Here is a 16,890-nt window from a genome sequence, read left to right as displayed (position 1 = left end):
GCATGCTTCGCAACCTGCGTGAGCTCTACCAGTATCGGGGGCTCCTGCTCAGCCTGACTCAGCGGGAGCTGAAGGCCCGGTACCGCAACTCGGTGCTCGGCTTCCTGTGGACGTTCCTCAACCCGACGCTGCAGATGGGGGTCTACTCACTCCTCTTCTCCGTCTACATGCGGCAGAACATCGAGAGCTACACGTACTTCGTCTTCGTCGGGCTCCTGCCGTGGCTCTGGTTCTCCACGTCGCTGGGCGGCGGCGCCAGCGCCATCAGTGACCGGCGGGATCTGCTCACCAAGGTGCGCTTCCCGGCGCAGGTACTGCCGGCCACGGTGGTGGCCACCAACCTGGTCAACTACGTGCTGTCCCTGCCGCTGATGGTCGTCCTGGGGCTCATCCAGGGGCACTACCCCAGCTGGCACGTCGTCGCCTTCCCACTGGTGATGCTGACGCAGCTGTGCGTGACGATGGCGCTCGTCTACCTCGTCTCCGCGCTCAACGTGACGTTCCGCGACCTGCAGCAGATCATCGCGAACCTCCTGACGATGTGGTTCTTCGTCACGCCGGTGTTCTACCGGGTGGACAGCCTGCCCGACTCGGTCCAGCACCTGCTGGTGGTGCTCAACCCCATGGCCGTCATGGTGACGTCGTACCAGGCCATCTTCTACGAGCACCGGTTTCCCGACCCCGGGCCACTGGCGGCGTGGATGACCATCTCCCTGGCGCTGCTCTGGGTCGCCTCTGGCATCTTCGAGCGGAGGCGCGAGGAGTTCGCGGAGTTCGTATGAGCAGCGACATCGCGTCGAAGGACGCCATCGTCATCCGCAATGTGGTGAAGCGCTTCAAGAAGAGCACCATCCGGCGCGAGTACACCACGCTGAAGTCCGAGCTGATCCGCCTGTTGCGGGGCAAGCGCGAGGTGGACAGCAAGTCCATGATCGAAGCGCTGCGCGGCGTGGACCTGGTGGTGCCTCGGGGCAAGACGGTGGGCATCATCGGTAGGAATGGCTCGGGCAAGAGCACGCTGCTCAAGCTCATCACCGGCATCTACGCGCCGACCACGGGCACCATCGACATCCACGGGCGCATCAGCGCGCTCCTGGACCTGGGCGCGGGGTTCCACCCGGACTTCTCCGGCCGGGAGAACATCTTCATCAACGGCATCATCCTGGGGATGACGCGCGCGGAGCTGCGCGAGCGGATGGATGAAATCATCGCCTTCAGCGAGCTGGGCGACTTCATCGACGAGCCGGTGCGTACGTACTCCAGCGGCATGTACATGCGGCTGGCCTTCTCCGTGGCCACGCACGTGGACCCGGACATCCTCATCATCGACGAGATTCTCGCCGTGGGCGACGAGCACTTCGGCAAGAAGAGCCTCGCGAAGATGACGGAGTTCAAGCGGGCCGGGAAGACCATCGTCATCGTCACGCACGACCTGGGCACGCTGGAGCGCTGGTGTGACCTGGGCGCGTGGATTGACGCCGGGCGCATCCGCGAGTTCGGCCCGCCCGCGGACGTCATCCGTCACTACCGGCAGGCGCTCGAGCTGGCGGAGAGCCAGGGCCTGGCGATGCACTCACCCGCGCTGTCTCCGGGCGGCGGGGCGCTGCCCGGACTGGAGCCCGCGAAGGGCGCCGAGTCCTCCAGGGCCACGCTGAAGGCGGTGCGGCTGACGGACACCGCGGGCGCGCCCGTCGAGCAGGTGGACACCGAGAGCGGCGTCGTGCTCGAGATGGACTACGAGACCTCCGAGTGCGTGGAGGACGCGGTCTTCTCCGTGGAGCTCCAGCAGTCGGATGGAGCGCTGGTGTACGCGACCAGCACCGAGGTGGAGAAGGTCCAGCTGCCCTCACCGCTGCCGCTGACGGGCTCGCTGCGCTTCGTGGTGGAGCGGCTGGGGTTGCTGTCGGGCGACTACTTCTTCAACGTCGTCGTGCGCTCGGGCGACGGGCAGGTGCATGACACGCGGCGGGAGGTCTGCCGCTTCAGCGTGCGCACCTCCCTCGAGGACGGCGGCCGCATCCGCCCGGCCCACCACTGGTGGGTGAGCCCCGACGCGGCTCCTGCCTCCGAGGCGCCTCCGAGGCGCGTGGGTTTGTGAGCCGCGGACGACAGGAGGGCAGCACCGTGCTCCAGGTGGGTGTCGTCCTGTACGAGAATGACCGGCGGGAGCTCGAGCGGCTGTGTGCCTCGCTCGCGCTCAATCGCGAGACGGCGGACTTCCAGGTCGTGTGGCGGGACAACTCGCCCACGGACGCGCTGCGCGCCGTGGTGGAAGGCCTGTGGCCCGGTGCGGACTACCGCTTCTCCGGCGCCAACCTGGGCTTCGGCGCCGCACACAACCGGGGAATGGCGGAGGCCTTCGCCGCGCCGGCCACCCGCGCGTACGTGTGTGTGAATCCGGACGGGGTGCTGCATCCGCGCTGCCTGACGGAGCTGCTCGCGCAGGTGGACGCCGTCGGTGCGCGCGCGGGGCTGGTGGAGGCGCGGCTCTTCCCGGACGAGCACCCGAAGCCCTATGCGCCGCGCACGCATGAGACGCCGTGGTGCTCGGGCTGTGTGCTGCTCGTGACGCGCGGGCTGTACGCGGCGGTGGGCGGCTTCGACGAGAACTTCTTCATGTACTGCGAGGACGTGGACCTGTCCTGGCGCGCCCGGGCCGCGGGCTTCGGCGTGCACGTGGCACCGCGCGCGCTCGTGCACCACTACACCGTGGACCGCGCCATCACCCCGCGCCGCGAGCGCATGGTGCGCCGGAGCGCCGCGTACCTGGGCCACAAGTACGGCAACGCCGCCTTCACGCGGGAGCGGCTGCGTGAGTACCGCGAGCTTGGAGGCGAGCCGTTCGAGCTGCCCCAGGTGCCGCGTCCCTCCGCGGCCCTGCGCAACGCGTCCGACTTCGAGCACCTGCTCCAGTTCGCGGAGGCCCGGTGGTGAGGCGCCCCGAGGACACCGTGGGCGAACGGGAGGCGCTGGCGTCGCGCCTGCGTGCGTTCGTGCTCGCTCGCGTCACGGCGGCGGGTGGCTGCCGCGTGGCGCTGGTGGGCTCGGATGCGTCGCTTGCGCGCGCGCTGGGCGAGGCGGGCTGCGAGGTGGTGGAGGGCACGGACGCGCTCCTTGCACGCACGCTGGGGGAGAGGGGCGGCGAGGTGGTGAAGGGCTCGGAGACGCCCCTTGCACGCGCGCCGGGGAAGGGCGGCGGCGACGTGGCGAAGGGCGCGGGGGCGGGCCCGACGCACGTCGTTCTGGTGGATGAGCCCGCGGCCTCCTCGCTGGAGGCTGTCCTCGGAGCGTGGGCCACAGCGGCTCCCGGTGCGGAGCTGCTCTTCGGGTTCCGCAATGCAGGGGCGGGGGCCGCGCTGCTGGCAACCCTCCTGGAAGGCGCGCCCGCGCGGCTGGGGCCCGCGGAGGCCATCGTGCGCGGCCGGTTCGCCGCGTGTGGCCTGCGCGTGCTGGCGCGGGAAGCGCACCCGGCCCCGAAGGGACGCGGCCCGCTTCCCGCCGAAGCGGAGCGCTCGCTGCGGGATGTGTTCGCGCAACTGCGCCCGGATGCCGAGGACGACGTCGTGCTGTACGCCCTTGCGCCCGAGGCGAACGCGGACGTGACCTCGGGTACGGCGTCCGCCTCAGGCGTGCCGGCCCAGGCATCGACGGTCCTCGTGCCGGACCTGCTCAGCGTCATCGTCTGGGCCGGCCCGGAGCACCGGAGCTCCCTGGACGAAGCGGTGTTCTCGCTCGCGTGTCAGGACCACCGCCCGCTGGAAGTGCTCGTGGTGGAGTCCTCCGGGGTCGCGTCACCTTCAGACCCCGGCTCGGCGGAGAAGTGCCTGGAGACCTACCGCCGCATCGAGGACTTCTCCTCCCATGTGGTGCGCGGTGGGCCGGGCGGGGGACTCGACGCGGCATTGCGCGTCGCACGGGGCCAGTACCTGGCCTTCCTCGATGCGTCGGGGCTCGTCTACCCGCGCCACTTCGTCAACCTCATCGCCGCGCTGAAGTCAGGTGACGCCGCGTGGGCGGTGTCGCGCGCGTACCGGGACGTGCTTCGCACGAGCGACGGGGAGGCCTACGTCGAGACGAAGGTTCCCTTTCCGCTCGGCGACATCCTGGAGCTGGAGCACCTGCGCCGGCACCCGTGGTTGATGAATGCCGCGGTCATCGACCGGACGCGGCTGGCGGGCATTCCCCTCCACCTCGCGGACCCGGGGACGGAGAGTCCCTCGGCGCTCCTCCTGCGGCTGGCGTCCATCTTCGAGCCCCAGTTCATCAACGGCCTTCCCACCTGCGAGCAGCGGGGCCCCGAGCCCACCGCGCCCGGGCCCGCGCTGGCCGAGGTGCGCGTGCTGCGGCCTTTCGGGGCATGGGAGGCCACGGTGGGCCGGGCCCGGGACGCGGGCCAGTCCGCGAAGGACCTGCGGCATCGTGTGCTCGACACCCTCAACTCGCGGCTGAAGCAGTGGGTGCCCGGTCTCCATGGAAACGTTCGCGCCTGGGTGTCGAAGTGGAGCCGCTGAAGACGCGGCCCCTCGAGCCCGCGTGGTGTGAAGTCCCACGCCGGCTCGCGGACACGCGCGGCCTGGAGATTCCCGACTCGCACCGCCCGGGGTGGAAGGGGCTTGCCGTCACCCGCGCGAAGCGACTCGTGCTCCGTGGGGTGGAGCCGCTGCAGCGCGCACTGCTGGAAGCGCAATGCCAGCTCAACGCCCGGCTGGTGGACGGACTCGCGCACCTGCCCCGGCGCTTCGAGGAGCCCGGGCCACGCGCCGTGCTGGAGTCCCTGCTCCAGGCCGTGGCCGGGCAGTCGGACCTGCCGCCCGGCGTGCCGGGTGGCAGGTGGTTCGAGCGGCAGCGGGCCTGGAACCGGCTCGCGGTCGCCGCGCTGGCGGAGGCCGCCGAGGTGTGGCCCCTGTGGACCCCCTCGCTGGTCCGGCGGTGTGCCGAGCTCGCCACTCGCGCGGAGGTGTCCGAAGGTGACGCGAGGGGCAGGGCGGAGCGGTGGTTGAGACCGTCGTGGCGCGAGTTGTGGCGCCGTCAGGTGGCCTTCCACCATGCCTTCGCGGAGGCGCTCCGGTGGGCGGTGGGGATTGCCCGGCCCCTCATGCACTTTCCAGCGCCGGACGTGTACGAGGCCTGGCGGCGCGTGAGTGAGCCCGTGGAGGTGCGTGCCGCCGCCGAAGCGCTCACGCAGCTGACGGAGCGCCCGCTCATCAGCCTGGTGGTGCCGGCGTGGCGCACGCCCGAGCCGCTGCTGCGCGCGTGCATCGACTCCGTGCTCGCGCAGGTGTACCCCGACTGGGAGCTGTGCATCGTGGATGACGGCTCGCCCGACGAGGGTGTGGCCCGGGTGGTGGGTGAATACGCGCGCCGCGACGCGCGCATCCGCTTCGAGCGGCTGCCTCGCAACGGAGGCATTGCCCGCGCGACGAACGCCGCCATCGCTCAGTGCCGTGGCGCGCTCATCGCCTTCCTCGACCACGACGACGCGCTGGCCCCGCATGCACTCGCCGAGGTGGCCCTCCAGGCCCAGGCCCGGCCGGACGCGGAGGTCTTCTACTCGGACGAGGACAAGATGGACGGAGAGGGCCGCCGGTACGCGCCCTCCCTGAAGCCGGCGCTGTCTCCGGACCTGCTGCGCGCGCTCAACTACGTGTGCCACTTCGTGGCCGTGCGTGCGCCGCTCCTGCGCGAAGTGGGGGGCCTGCGCGAGGGCTTCGACGGCGCGCAGGACCACGAGCTGCTCCTGCGTCTCTGCGAGCGCACGTCCCGCTTCGTCCACATCCCCCGCGTGCTGTACCACTGGCGCTCGCACCCGGGCTCCACGTCGATGGAATCGGGGGCGAAGCCCGCCGCGAGCGAAGCGGGCCGCCGCGCCGTGGTGGAGCACCTCGCGCGACTGGGCACCTCCGCGGAGGTCTCCGTCACGCTCCCGGGCGTCTACCGCGTGCGCTACCCGCTGACCGGGCAGCCGAGCGTGTCCATCATCCTGCACGGCTCCGCTCCGGAGGCATCCGAGGACCTCGCCGAGCGCGCGCTCCTCGCGTCGCTGAAGGACTCGACGCTGGACGTGGAGGTGCTCGCTCCCCTGGACGCTTCCTCCAGCCAGGGCGCGCAGCTGGGCTCCGCCGCCCACGATGCGCGGGGGACGCTGCTGCTCTTCCTGGAGCGGGGCCAGGTGCCGGCGGAGCCGGAATGGCTCGAGGAGCTGGCCTCCCAGGCGCTGCGGCCGGAACTGGGCGCCGTGAGCGGACTGCTGCTGGGCCCGGACGGGACGGTGGATTCGGCCGGACTCGCATTGGGCGGAGCGGCGGGGGTCGCGCCAGCCCTGTCTGGCATTCCGGACCCATCCCTCACGGCCTTCGGCGGCTCACGGTGGCCACACAATCGCTCTGCTGTCTCCGCCACGTGCCTGATGATGCGGAGGGAGCTGTTCGAAAGGCTGGGAGGATTCGACGAAAGCCTTTCCGACGGAGCCGCCGCCGTGGACCTGTGCCTGCGGCTGGTCTCCGAGGGATTCCGAATCCTCGTCACCCCCCACGCCCGCTTCGTTCGCCTCTCCCACGAAGCCCCTGGCGGGCTGGCCCCGGAGGCCCTGTTCGAATTGCAGGCGCGGCTTGGCCAGACGCTCGGGGGATTGGATCCATACACCCACCCCGGCCTCGTCCCGGCCGGCCTGGACAAGTCATTGCAGGGGGGCCTGGCGAGCGTCGCGGAGTCCGACCCACCCCCCTGGGCGCCGGGCCGGCATGTGAGCTAGAGAGAGGCGCATACGCGTTCTCGTGAGGTCGGCATGCAGGCAGACGGCAATTGGGATGTGCTCTTGAGGGAGGCTCGTCGCCGGGCCGAGTCACTGGGGCGGATGTTCCCGCGTGTGGACCGCGCGGTCAGGCCCGCGGTGCGCCTCGCCAGCCGTGCGCTGTCTGCTGCCGCCGCCATGTCCCCGCCGACGGGGAGCAACACCGTGAACGAGGACTCGGCGCGCGTGGCTCCCTTTCCCGCGGACTGGCCCCGCGTCCCGTGGTCGAAGTGCTGCATCGACCACATCAACGCGGTGGCGGTGAATGTCCCGTCCCAGCGCGCGCAGGTCTCCGCGCATCCGGACGGTCTGCTCGGCCTTCAGGGCTGGGCGTTCGACCCGGACGCCGAGGTGCAGGACGGCGAGCTGAAGATCCTCGTGGATGGGGTGCCGTACCGCGCCTATCTCGGCGACGAGCGCCAGGACCTGGTGCGCGTGTTCAATGCCCCCTCCGCGGGCTATTGCGGCTTTCGCGCCGACGTCCCGGTGAGCGGCCTTGGCGCGGGCGAGCACCACATCGCCTTCGAGTGGGTCACCCCCGGGCGCCAGCAGGTGCTGCGCTGCGAGGGCTCGTTCGAGCTGACCCTGGACCCGAAGGGCGCCACCCGCGACGAGGAGCACTACAACCTCTGGGGCCGCACCATCGTCGTGAAGCGCAGCGCGCTGGCCGGAGGCTCCAGCGGCGCCGACCGCCTGAGCCAGCAGTCGCTGCGAGACACCTTCCGTGAGCTCAACTCGCTCTACCTGCTGATGTCGAAGAGCCCGTACCTGCACTCGTCGCCGCGCCACGTGGCCGACGACGGGGCGTATGCGCTCATCTACAAGGCCTTCCTCGCGTCCAACATCCGCGTGGAGGAGTACTCGTGCGACGCGGCGGGCTTCGATGCGTACCTCGCGCACGCCCGGCCGCTGTACGACGCCAAGAACTACGTGGCGCACTATGGCGGGGAGCGGGGCTACTACCTGGAGAAGGCCTTCGAGCACTATCTCTCCTGGGAATACCTGCGGTGGAAGGAGACGGACCGGGTGATGGACCTGGCCTGTTGGATCTCCCCGGCCGCCGAGGTGCTGTCCTCCTGGCGCCGCGCGGACTTCTACGCGCACGACATCACGCTGCAGACCAACCTCGAGAAGCGCACGGTGTCGGGTTATGCCAACGCCATCGAGGCGCCGAACGACTACTTCGACGCGGTGATGGCCCACTGCTCCATCGACAACTTCGAGGGCCGTGCGGACATCGACGTGTTCCACGAGATGGCCCGCATCCTCAAGCCCGGAGGCCGCGCGCTCTTCGTCCCCCTGCACATGGCGGCGCGCGCGGAGAACCTCATCGCGCTGGGCTCGCCGGACATCGAGCTGGATGAGGGCGCGCACCTGGTCATGGGCCCTCCGGGCGGGATGCGCTTCGCCCGGCACTACAGCGTGCAGTCCCTCCAGGACCGCATCCTGCGCAACGTGCCGGAGCTCGACTTCCACGTGGTGCACGTGCGCAACCCGCCCCGTGAGGCGTACCCGCCCACGACCACCGCGCGCTTCATGCTGGTGGCCACGAAGCGGGCGCGCTGAGCAGCAGACGTGTCACGGCGCCTCGAAGGGCGGCCCCTGAAGAGGGAGGCCGCCCCCGAGCGCCCGGGCCTCAGGCCGCGACGGACGGGGCCACGGGGGTGAGCAGGGCGAGGGTGACCAGCTCGAACTCACCCGGCCGGTCCATGGGGTCGAACCGCAGCGCCGAGGGCTGCTTGGGCGGCCAGCGCCCGCGGGTCTGCTCCCCGAGGTCCACCGCGTAGTAGCGCAGCTTCCCATCCGCGAGGACGTCGAAGCACAGGCTGTTCTCCTCGGTGATGGGCTCCCAGAAGAGCTGCGCGCGCACCTTGCCGGCGTGGCTGCTCTGGGCCCTCAAGCCCACGACGAGCTGCCGCGCCCCGGTCATCAGCTCGGGCGAGGGATGGAGCACGAACCAGGGGTCTCCCTGGAGCGCCAGGAAGCGTCCGGGCTGCTCCTTGCCGTCCTCCGTCACGGGCACCAGGTCTCCACACGCGGGATTGCGCTCCGCGGGGCGGGAGGGCCCGACGAGCACTTCGCCCGAGAAGGAGCTGCCCGGGTGCCCCGCCTCCAGCGACGCCAGCGCGTCGAGGCGTGCGTCGCCCGGCAACACCTCCTCCGCCTCCACCGGCCAGGAGCGCTTCGCCTGCACCCAGGCGGGCTCCAGGTTGCCCAGCTCCATCGTGCTGGCGAACCGCAGGCTCTGGCGCGCCACCCGGCGCACGTGCCCGAGCCGCTTCCTCAACGTGGGCCACGGCGCTTCCAGCGGACGCGGAGCCGCGGCCGGCCGTGAGGAACGCCCGGCACGCTCCAGCAGCCGCCAGGCGAGCACGTCCTTCCAGGCCAGGGGCGAGTACTCCTCCAGCGCCAGCCGCCGGGCCGCCCGGCCCATCCGGAGCGCCTCCAGGGGCGAGGTCATCCGCAGCAGGGCCTCCACCCACTCCGCGTGGCTCCGGGCCACCTGTCCGGTGACGCCCGGGACGATGGCCTGCGCGTACTCCGCCATGGGACTGGCGATGGCGGGCACGCCGAAGACGCCGGCCTCGAAGACCTTGAGCGCGCTCTTGGCATGCGTGAAGTCGTTGAGCGTCTCGAGGGGCGCCACCTGGACGCGGCACCGGGCCAGGAGCCAGGGATAGACGAGGTGGTGCTGGTACGAGACGCGGTCGATGCGCGAGGCGAAGGGCCGCAGCGACTCCGGCACGTCCAGGTGCCCGCACAGCAGCAGCCGCAGCTCCCGACGCCGCGCCAGCACGTCCGCGAGCGCGTCCGAGATGGACGCGAGGTCCCCGTCGTGCGTCTTCGAGCCGCTCATGTAGCCCACGTACGGCGTGTGCTGGAGCAGCGGCCGCAGCGGGTAGATGGCGCGCGCCAGGTGCAGGAAGTCGTGTGACAGCAGGTTCGGGTGCACGAGCCCCGGCACGCCCAGCTTCGTGGCATGCCGGGCAATCATGGGCGTGGTGCCGATGCAGAAGTCGGTGGCCCGCAGCGTCCGGTGGAGCGCGGCCATGTGCCTCCGGAAGAACGTCTGCTCGGGGCGCGGGGCCTCCGTGAGGAAGGGCAGCAGGGGCGCCAGGCCCTCGTCGAAGATGAGGTCGTCGATGTCGAACCCCACCGTGGCCCCCGCCTCGCGGGCCCGCTGCACGACCTGTCCCACGCGCTCGTTCCACTCCAGCCGGAAGAGGATGACCAGCGAGTAGCGGGGCAGCTCGTCGAGCAGGTCCGCGGCGTCCACGTGGGCGATGTTGGCGACCACGCCCGAGGCGCGGAGCTGCTCGCAGGCATGCACACAGCGGTAGCGGAACGGGGCATCGTCCCGGGACGTCACATAGAGCACCCGCAACCTGCCGCGTTCACCCGCCGGGAGGGGACCTGCCAACACCGCCCGTTTCCGGGCCTGCTGCACGTCGCGCAGCAGGGAGTCGACCTCGAGGTCGGACCTCCGCGCGCTGTCATCCTGCTTCACCATATCCTCCTCGAATTCCTTCATCCGGCCCCGCCCATGCTTCGTATGTGTCCGCGCTTCCCTGCTTTCCAAGCAGGCGGATCACGGGAGCTCCGACGCACGAAGCCCTTGATTCCTTTACCAAAAAATATGGTGGACCGCGCCAAGGCAGCGCTTTGACACAGGTGGTCGGCGGCTTGACTTGCACCCGCGAACTCTCTATTCCAGCCCTCGCCAGCCCTGGTCGCGGACGAACGGGAACGGGAAGGAAGTTCGTGAGAGGGGGCCACGCTCCGTCCTCTCCCACCAAGGCATCCGCTCAATGCTGCCAAGGCGCAGGAGCGGGGGAGTACTCGCGTGACGAAGCAACTGAGAGGCACGTCAGAGCAGGTTGGCACGGACACGACCGAAGGACTGGCAACACAGGCCGACCTTCCTAGCTCGCTGACAGCCGTCGAAGGCGCAGGTCGTCGCGGCAAGCCGGTGGTGAAGCTGGCGTCCCAGCTCCAGTCCGCCGCGGCGGCGGATGACTCCCGCGAGGCTTCGTGCGAGCGCTGCCGCGAGCTGGATCAGCAGGTGCGTGACTTGCGCGAGCTGCGCGACCGCACGCTGGAGGAGCTGGCCCGGGCCCGTGAGCAGCTGAACGCGCTGCGCCTGCGCGGCGAGTCCTACGTGCCGCCCGCCGAGCCGCCTCCTCCCGGGCCTCCGCCCCTGCGTTACGTCATCGCCGACCGTATCAACGCCCAGCTCAAGCGCTACCTGGGGCCCGTGCACGTGAACACCCGGCGGGTGCTCGATTTCGCGGCGAAGCGCGGGGGACGGCGTGAAGGCTGACGTCGTGAAGGTGCGACGGGCAGACGTCGTCATCCCCATCTATGCAGACGTCGAAGTCACCCGCGCCTGCATCGACTCGGTGCTTCGTCACTCCGGTGACTCGCTGCGGTCGCTGATCCTCGTCAATGATTGTTCTCCCGAGCCGGAGATGTACCCGATGCTCCGGGCGCTGCGCGCTTCGGATCCGCGGGTGGTGCTGCTGGAGAACGACGTCAACCTGGGCTTCGTGGGGACGTCCAACCGGGGCCTCGCGATTCGCGGGGGAGACGTGGTGTTGCTCAACAGCGACACGCGCGTCACCGAGGGCTGGCTGAAGGAATTGCTCGATGTGGCGTACCTGAACGACCGCATCTGCGCCGTGGTGCCCCTCTCCAACAACGCCACCATCTGCTCGGTGCCGGCCTTCTGCATGGAGACGAAGGCGCAGGAGCTGGAGGGCAAGCCGCTGGAGCTGGAGGACTTCTCTCCGCGCTACACCGAGGTGCCCACCGGCGTGGGCTTCAGCCTGCTGCTGAAGCACGTGGCGCTCAACATGCTGGGCGGCCTGGATCCGGCGTATGGCCGTGGCTACAACGAGGAGAACGACTGGTGCCTGCGCGCGCAGCGCCTCGGCCTCCAGGTCGTGCGTGCCAACCGCGCCTTCGTCTACCACCTGGGCTCGATTTCCTTCGGTGAGGAGCGCAACGAGCTGGATCGGCTGAACGCGCGGCGCCTGAATGCCCGCTACCCGCACTATCCGGAGCACGTCGGCAGCTTCGTGCGGACCACCGACGCCCACGTCGCCGCGCACTACGTGCGCAGGCGCCTGGGGGAAGTGTCCGTCTGCCTCGACGGTCGCCACATCGTGGGCCTGCGGGAGAACGGGACGGGCGTCCACGCGGTGGAGCTCGCCAAGGCGCTGGTGAAGCACACCGACGTGAAGATGTCCGTCTGGGTGCGCAGCCCGGAGCAGCGCGCGTTCTTCGAACGGCAGGGCGTGCGCGCCGTCGATGCGCTGGACACGCCGCCGCCCCAGGTATTGCACCGGTCGGCGCAGGTGCTGCGTCCCGAGGAGCTGCGCAGCCTGCTGGATGCGCCCAGCCACTCCGTCATCTCGTACCAGGACCTCATCGCCTACCGGGCGCCGACCACCCATCCGAACTACGGGCTGTTCCGCCGCTACCGCGCGCTGTCCTTCGCATCGCTGCACGCCGCGCAGGCCGTCATCGCCATCTCCGAGCACAACCGCCAGGAGATCATCTCCGAGTTCCAGCTCCCGCCCGAGCGCGTCCACACCGTCCACCTCGGCGTGGACGTGGAGTCCTTCGCGGACCGCGACGAGGCGGCCAACCAGAAGGTGCTGGAGAAACACTCCCTGGTGGGGCCCTTCCTGCTGAGCGCGGGGAGTGACTTCGCGCACAAGAACCTGCGGCTGCTGGTGGAGGGCTACCAGCTGTTCCGCGCGGGCTGGAAGCACCGCACGCCGGTGCCCAAGCTGATCTTCATCGGGCCGCGCACCAAGGGGCGCGGGGCGCTGTATGACGACGGCCAGCTGCCCGAGGGCGTCCGGTATCTGGGCACGGTGGAGCCGGACGAGGTCCGCGCGCTGTTCCAGGAGTCGTCCGCCTATCTGTTCCCCACGGCCTACGAGGGCTTCGGCCTGCCGGTGCTGGAGGCCATGGCGGCGGGCACGCCGGTGGTGTGCTCCAGCCTGACGTCGGTTCCCGAAGTCGCCGGGGACGCCGCGCTCTACCTGGAGTCGTTCTCTCCGGAGGAGATCGCCGCGCACATGCTGACCGTCACCACGGACATGGCCCTGCGCCAGCGCCTGGTGGCCGCGGGACGCAACCAGGTGAAGCGCTTCACCTGGAAGGAGACCGCCCTGCGCACGGAGGCGGTCTACCAGTCCGTCATCGACAGCCCTCCCGCGGTGACGCTGCACCAGAAGCGCGCGCTGGCGGTCCTCTTCGAGCAGTGGGCCGCAGCCGAGGAGCGGGCCCACATCGCCGAGCACCACCTCCGCCACGCGACCGCGCCGGCGCCCGCCACCCCGGGAATCCTGAGCAACCTCCGGAGCCGGTTCGGCCGGCGCTGAAGTCGGGGCAGGGCTTCTGCGCCGAGGCATCCCGGAGCGGGATGCCTCAGCACGCTCCGGAGCCGGTTCGGCAGGTGCTGAAGCCGGGCCGGTGCCCCCGGAGCCGGCAGGGCCATGCGCCCGCCGGAGCCGGTTCGGCCGGCGCTGAAGTCGCGCTGGTGCACCTGGAGTCGGCATGTCCATGCGCCCGCCGGAGCCGGTTCGGCAGGTGCTGAAGTCGCGCCAGTGCACCCGGGGCCGGCACGGCCATGCGCCCGCCGGCGCCGGTTCGGCCGGCGCTGAAGTCGCGCCGGTGCTCCGTGCGTCAGCCCCTCGCTGGGGCTCGCGCTATTGCGGCTGGGGGGTGGCGTGCTCCGCCGGAGGCGGGGCTGACGCGCAGGGCAGCACGTTGTCGGGAGTCTTCAGGCGGGTGGCCACGCCGCGCGCGGCATCCTCGGCGACCACGCACAGGGCCAGGTCGCGCTTCGCCGCCTCCACCTCTTCGGGCGAGAGCTTCAGCTTCGCGGTGAAGCCACTGTCCCGGTAGCGCGCATCCTTCATCGCCGCGGCGACGTCCACGCGGATGACGCCGTCGAGGTCGGTGGACACCACGCGGTGGTTGAGGAGCACGCGCAGCCCCTGCTTGTCGTTGATGCCCACCCACGGCGCCCAGCCCTGGAGAATCAGCGTGTCGCCCTCGAGTCGCGCCGAGTCCACGTGGCCGCTGACCTCCGTGGGCAGGGCCGCGGTGTCGGTGGGCGCCTGAATCCAGCGCTGCTCCGTCTGCGCCGCCACGGCCTGCTGGAAGGCGCGCACCGGTACGACGACCGCATCGTTGCCCTCCACGCGGGGCGTGGCCTCGTCCGTGAGGCGGATATGGGCGTAGCGGTTGAAGGTGGAGTTGATCTGCTCCGCCGGGAGCTCCGGGAGCAGTCGCTGGAATCGCTCCAGCTGGGGCGACGGCAGCACGTGTGTCACCGAGCGGTAACCCCAGCCATTGAGGGTGGCTCCGAAGTAGCCGGGCTCCACCAGCACGCCCCCCGGCGAGGCGGCGGCCAGGGCGTCCAGCCGCTGGCTGACGGGCGTCACGGGGCGGTTGAAGATGGGCCACGCCTTCTGCAGCGGGTTGAACGCGCCGAAGGAGATGGCCGCCACGGCCACGGACGTGCCGAGCAGCGAGGGGTGCACCCGGGACGCGTCGAGGTACCCCAGCCGGTGCGCGGCGAACACGCCCGCGACGGGCACCAGCACCACCACGTCCCGCCACGACGTCACGAACCCCAGGCCGTGCGGCACCTGCTTGGTGAAGTACCACCCGCCGACGATGAGCCCGCCGAAGAGCAGCACCCGCACGAGGCTCAGCACGACGCCGACGTTTTCGGCGAGCAGGAAGACGAGCAGCAGCAGGAACAGGCCGGCGACGAAGGCCATGCGCGACGGCGGCACGTAGTGCCACAGCAGGGGCATGCCCATCCACGGGGGCAGCGGAAGGTGCTGCCAGGCCGCCATGAGCAGCGCCGCGGGTACCAGCACGCGCAGGGGCTTGAGCCGGCCGCTGCGCCACGCCTCGCTCAGCAGGTCGTACCGGAGGAAGCACAGCACCATGAGCAGGTAGACGCTGCCCACCACCGCCAGCTCGCAGATGTTGGCGCCGGGCCCGGTGACGAGCGACTCGTGGTGGTTCAGCTCCGCCAGGGGGAGGAACTGGGCCAGGGTGCGCTCCCACCCGAAATCCCCGCCGCCCATGACGCGCTTGCCCGGATAGAAGGTCTGCAGCGTCGCCTGGAGCCAGCCCCGCAGGTAGTAGACCGCCGTCAGGCAGGCCAGCACCCCGGCAACGCCGAAGGCCAGCAGCGAGGTTGGCTTGCGCAGGAGCGCCGGCGCGTACGCCAGCAGCAGCGCGACGGTGAGGAAGGCCAGGGGGATGAAGATGGGCGGATAGAAGAACGACAGCAGCCAACAGGCGGCCACCCAGTAGAAGGCCAGCGACCGCTGCCACAGCGGGGCGCCGCTCATGAGCAGCAACACCAGCCACGGGTAGTACGCCAGGGGCGGGCCCAGCGTCGTCCACCAGTACTGCGTGAAGGCGGTGAAGAAGAGCGACGCCGACAGCAGCCCCGCATACAGCCAGCGCAGCTGCAGCCGCCGGAAGAGCAGGGCCCAGCCCACCAGGAAGAGGGCGGTGATGCTGAAGTGGTGGAAGGAGAACGCGTACGCCGGGTTGACCACGAGGAACAGCCACATCGTCGGCTTGAAGGCGAGCCCCCAGTCCTTGATGGGCATCGCGTAGACGGTGCGCAAATCCTCTTCGTAGTACGAGCCGGTGTTGTACCGCCCGAGCCCGGCATTCACCGTGGCCTGCGTGAGCGGGGTGATGACGCCCCACTCGTCCCCGCGGATGCGGCGGGGCTTGCCGAACATGACGCCGTCATCCGGCGCTTCGAAGGCGCGCAACGTCAGCGCGTACGACGAGGGCGACAGGGTGTTGCCGACGTAGAAGGACGCGCTGATGACCAGCAGCAGGCCCCAGCACCACGCGGCGCGGGGGATGCGTCGGAAAGCAGTTGTCATGACACTCACTGGGGCCGGGCGGGCGAGTCGTGGCCCGGGGCAGGCGTGGGGGCTCCCGCCTGGGGCGCGGCGGGCGTCGCGGACAGCAGCGCCACCTCCTGCGCGAGTCGCTTGAGCTGCTGGCGCTGGTCCGCCACCTGGAGGCTCAGCCGGTACACCAGCCACAGCAGCGCCGTGCACGCCATGAAGAACAGCGCGGAGGGCGCGTAGTAGATGCCCATCGCCTCGGCAAGCGCGTCGATGCCGTTGCGCCAGAGCGACAGCACGGCGATGAACACCGCGACGAGCAGCCAGGCGAACGTGTGCCGCTCACTGGTGCGCCGCCGCCGGGCGGACAGCAGCACGGTGAGCGCGAAGGCGGCCGCGAAGGCCAGGCCGATGAGACTGGAGCGAATCATGAAAATCAGACCGGGCGCGCCCGCTCCATGAGCAGGGCGAAGGAGACCTTCGCCATGTAGAAGGCGGACTTCCAGGCGGTGAGCGAGCTGGTGCCGGTGAGGCGCGGCCGCATGCGCACGGGCATCTCGGTAATCTTGAAGCCCTGCCGGGCCGCCATCAGCACGCTCTCCGGTTCCGGATAGTCGTGCGGGTGGGTGCGCGCGAAGAAGCGGATGGCCTGCGGGCCGAAGCCGCGGAAGCCAGAGGTCGGGTCGGTGATGCGCTGCTTGCACAGCGACGACAGCAGCCACGCCAGGAAGCGGTTGCCGAAGCGGCGCAGCAGGGTGGAGCGGAAGCTGGTGATGCCCGCGAAGCGGCTGCCGATGGCGAGCTCCGCGCCCGCGTCCAGCGCCTCCAGCAGCGAGGCCACGGAGGCCGGGTCATGCTGGCCGTCGCCGTCCATCCGGACGACGCGCCCGTAGCCGAAGCGCGCCGCGTAGAGCAGCCCGCTGGCCTCGCCCGCGGCGACGCCCAGGTTGAAGGGATGGGAGAGCACCTGCGCACCCGCGGAGCGGGCCTGCACCGCCGTCTTGTCCGCGGAGCCGTCGTCGACGACGAGCACGTCCATCGCGGGCAGAGCCTTGCGCAGCTCCGCCACCGTGGAAGCGATGCACTCCTCTTCGTTATAGGCGAGCAGCACAATCAGGCCGCGCGGGGTGTCCATGCCTCCCCCTTTGTGGGTCGGCGTCCTTCTACCCGTTTCCGGCGTTGGGGAAA

12 protein-coding genes are annotated in these 16,890 nt (G+C 70.6%); 8 read left to right on the top strand and 4 right to left on the bottom strand.

Features of this window, described 5'->3' with window-relative positions:
* Positions 1-2 precede the first annotated feature (2 nt).
* The 6 genes from ACX9TP_RS29985 to ACX9TP_RS29960 all read left to right on the top strand — a co-directional run bounded on the left by ACX9TP_RS29985 (position 3) and on the right by ACX9TP_RS29960 (position 8,356).
* A complete protein-coding gene (locus tag ACX9TP_RS29985; RefSeq protein ID WP_482974061.1) occupies positions 3-782 on the top strand; it encodes an ABC transporter permease in 780 nt (259 codons plus the stop codon).
* Positions 779-2,098, top strand: a complete 1,320-nt coding sequence (locus tag ACX9TP_RS29980; RefSeq protein WP_482974060.1) for an ABC transporter ATP-binding protein — start codon at positions 779-781, stop codon at positions 2,096-2,098. The genes ACX9TP_RS29985 and ACX9TP_RS29980 overlap by 4 nt, the downstream gene beginning before the upstream one ends.
* Complete coding sequence (locus ACX9TP_RS29975; RefSeq protein ID WP_482974059.1) at positions 2,095-2,934, top strand: glycosyltransferase family 2 protein; 840 nt, start codon at positions 2,095-2,097, stop codon at positions 2,932-2,934. The genes ACX9TP_RS29980 and ACX9TP_RS29975 overlap by 4 nt, the downstream gene beginning before the upstream one ends.
* Positions 2,931-4,511 carry a glycosyltransferase family A protein gene (locus ACX9TP_RS29970; RefSeq protein WP_482974058.1) on the top strand — a complete coding sequence of 527 codons (1,581 nt, stop codon included), beginning with the start codon at positions 2,931-2,933 and terminating at the stop codon, positions 4,509-4,511. The genes ACX9TP_RS29975 and ACX9TP_RS29970 overlap by 4 nt, the downstream gene beginning before the upstream one ends.
* The gene (locus tag ACX9TP_RS29965; RefSeq protein WP_482974057.1) at positions 4,499-6,751 is read left to right on the top strand and encodes a glycosyltransferase; all 2,253 of its coding nucleotides are present in this window, start codon (positions 4,499-4,501) and stop codon (positions 6,749-6,751) included. The genes ACX9TP_RS29970 and ACX9TP_RS29965 overlap by 13 nt, the downstream gene beginning before the upstream one ends.
* Before the next feature lie 114 nt (positions 6,752-6,865).
* A complete protein-coding gene (locus ACX9TP_RS29960; RefSeq protein WP_482974056.1) occupies positions 6,866-8,356 on the top strand; it encodes a class I SAM-dependent methyltransferase in 1,491 nt (496 codons plus the stop codon).
* A 70-nt stretch (positions 8,357-8,426) separates the two neighbouring features.
* Here the strand turns inward: ACX9TP_RS29960 and ACX9TP_RS29955 are convergent, their stop codons facing one another.
* Entirely contained in the window at positions 8,427-10,301 is a 1,875-nt protein-coding gene (locus tag ACX9TP_RS29955) for a glycosyltransferase (protein ID WP_482974055.1), read from the bottom strand.
* Positions 10,302-10,634: 333 nt separating this feature from the next.
* On the opposite strand from ACX9TP_RS29955, the gene ACX9TP_RS29950 reads away from it, so the two are divergent.
* Both ACX9TP_RS29950 and ACX9TP_RS29945 read left to right on the top strand, forming a co-directional pair.
* A complete protein-coding gene (locus ACX9TP_RS29950; RefSeq protein WP_482974054.1) occupies positions 10,635-11,111 on the top strand; it encodes a hypothetical protein in 477 nt (158 codons plus the stop codon).
* Positions 11,101-13,185 carry a glycosyltransferase gene (locus tag ACX9TP_RS29945; RefSeq protein WP_482974053.1) on the top strand — a complete coding sequence of 695 codons (2,085 nt, stop codon included), beginning with the start codon at positions 11,101-11,103 and terminating at the stop codon, positions 13,183-13,185. Before ACX9TP_RS29950 ends, ACX9TP_RS29945 begins: the two co-directional genes overlap by 11 nt.
* Positions 13,186-13,512: 327 nt before the next feature.
* Here ACX9TP_RS29945 and ACX9TP_RS29940 read toward each other — a convergent pair whose 3' ends face one another.
* From ACX9TP_RS29940 to ACX9TP_RS29930, 3 genes are read right to left on the bottom strand one after another with little or no spacing between them, the layout of a single operon-like run.
* Positions 13,513-15,735 carry a DUF7657 domain-containing protein gene (locus ACX9TP_RS29940; protein ID WP_482974052.1) on the bottom strand — a complete coding sequence of 741 codons (2,223 nt, stop codon included), beginning with the start codon at positions 15,733-15,735 and terminating at the stop codon, positions 13,513-13,515.
* A gap of 5 nt (positions 15,736-15,740) precedes the next feature.
* Positions 15,741-16,133, bottom strand: a complete 393-nt coding sequence (locus ACX9TP_RS29935) for a DUF2304 domain-containing protein (protein ID WP_482974051.1) — start codon at positions 16,131-16,133, stop codon at positions 15,741-15,743.
* A 5-nt stretch (positions 16,134-16,138) separates the two neighbouring features.
* Positions 16,139-16,837 (bottom strand): glycosyltransferase family 2 protein, encoded by a 699-nt coding sequence (locus ACX9TP_RS29930; protein WP_482974050.1) that lies wholly within the window; start codon positions 16,835-16,837, stop codon positions 16,139-16,141.
* Between the last annotated feature and the right edge of the window lie 53 nt (positions 16,838-16,890).

The organism is Pyxidicoccus sp. M15, from assembly GCF_056858435.1.
This window is presented reverse-complemented; position numbering and strand designations above follow the sequence as displayed.

Bases quoted from the DNA above. Each gene is read 5' to 3' on its own strand.
- ACX9TP_RS29985 (WP_482974061.1), top strand. From the start codon at position 3: ATGCTTCGCAACCTGCGTGAGCTCTACCAGTATCGGGGGCTCCTGCTC.
- ACX9TP_RS29980 (WP_482974060.1), top strand. From the start codon at position 779: ATGAGCAGCGACATCGCGTCGAAGGACGCCATCGTCATCCGCAATGTG.
- ACX9TP_RS29955 (WP_482974055.1), bottom strand. From the start codon at position 10,301: ATGGTGAAGCAGGATGACAGCGCGCGGAGGTCCGACCTCGAGGTCGAC.
- ACX9TP_RS29940 (WP_482974052.1), bottom strand. From the start codon at position 15,735: ATGACAACTGCTTTCCGACGCATCCCCCGCGCCGCGTGGTGCTGGGGC.
- ACX9TP_RS29935 (WP_482974051.1), bottom strand. From the start codon at position 16,133: ATGATTCGCTCCAGTCTCATCGGCCTGGCCTTCGCGGCCGCCTTCGCG.
- ACX9TP_RS29930 (WP_482974050.1), bottom strand. From the start codon at position 16,837: ATGGACACCCCGCGCGGCCTGATTGTGCTGCTCGCCTATAACGAAGAG.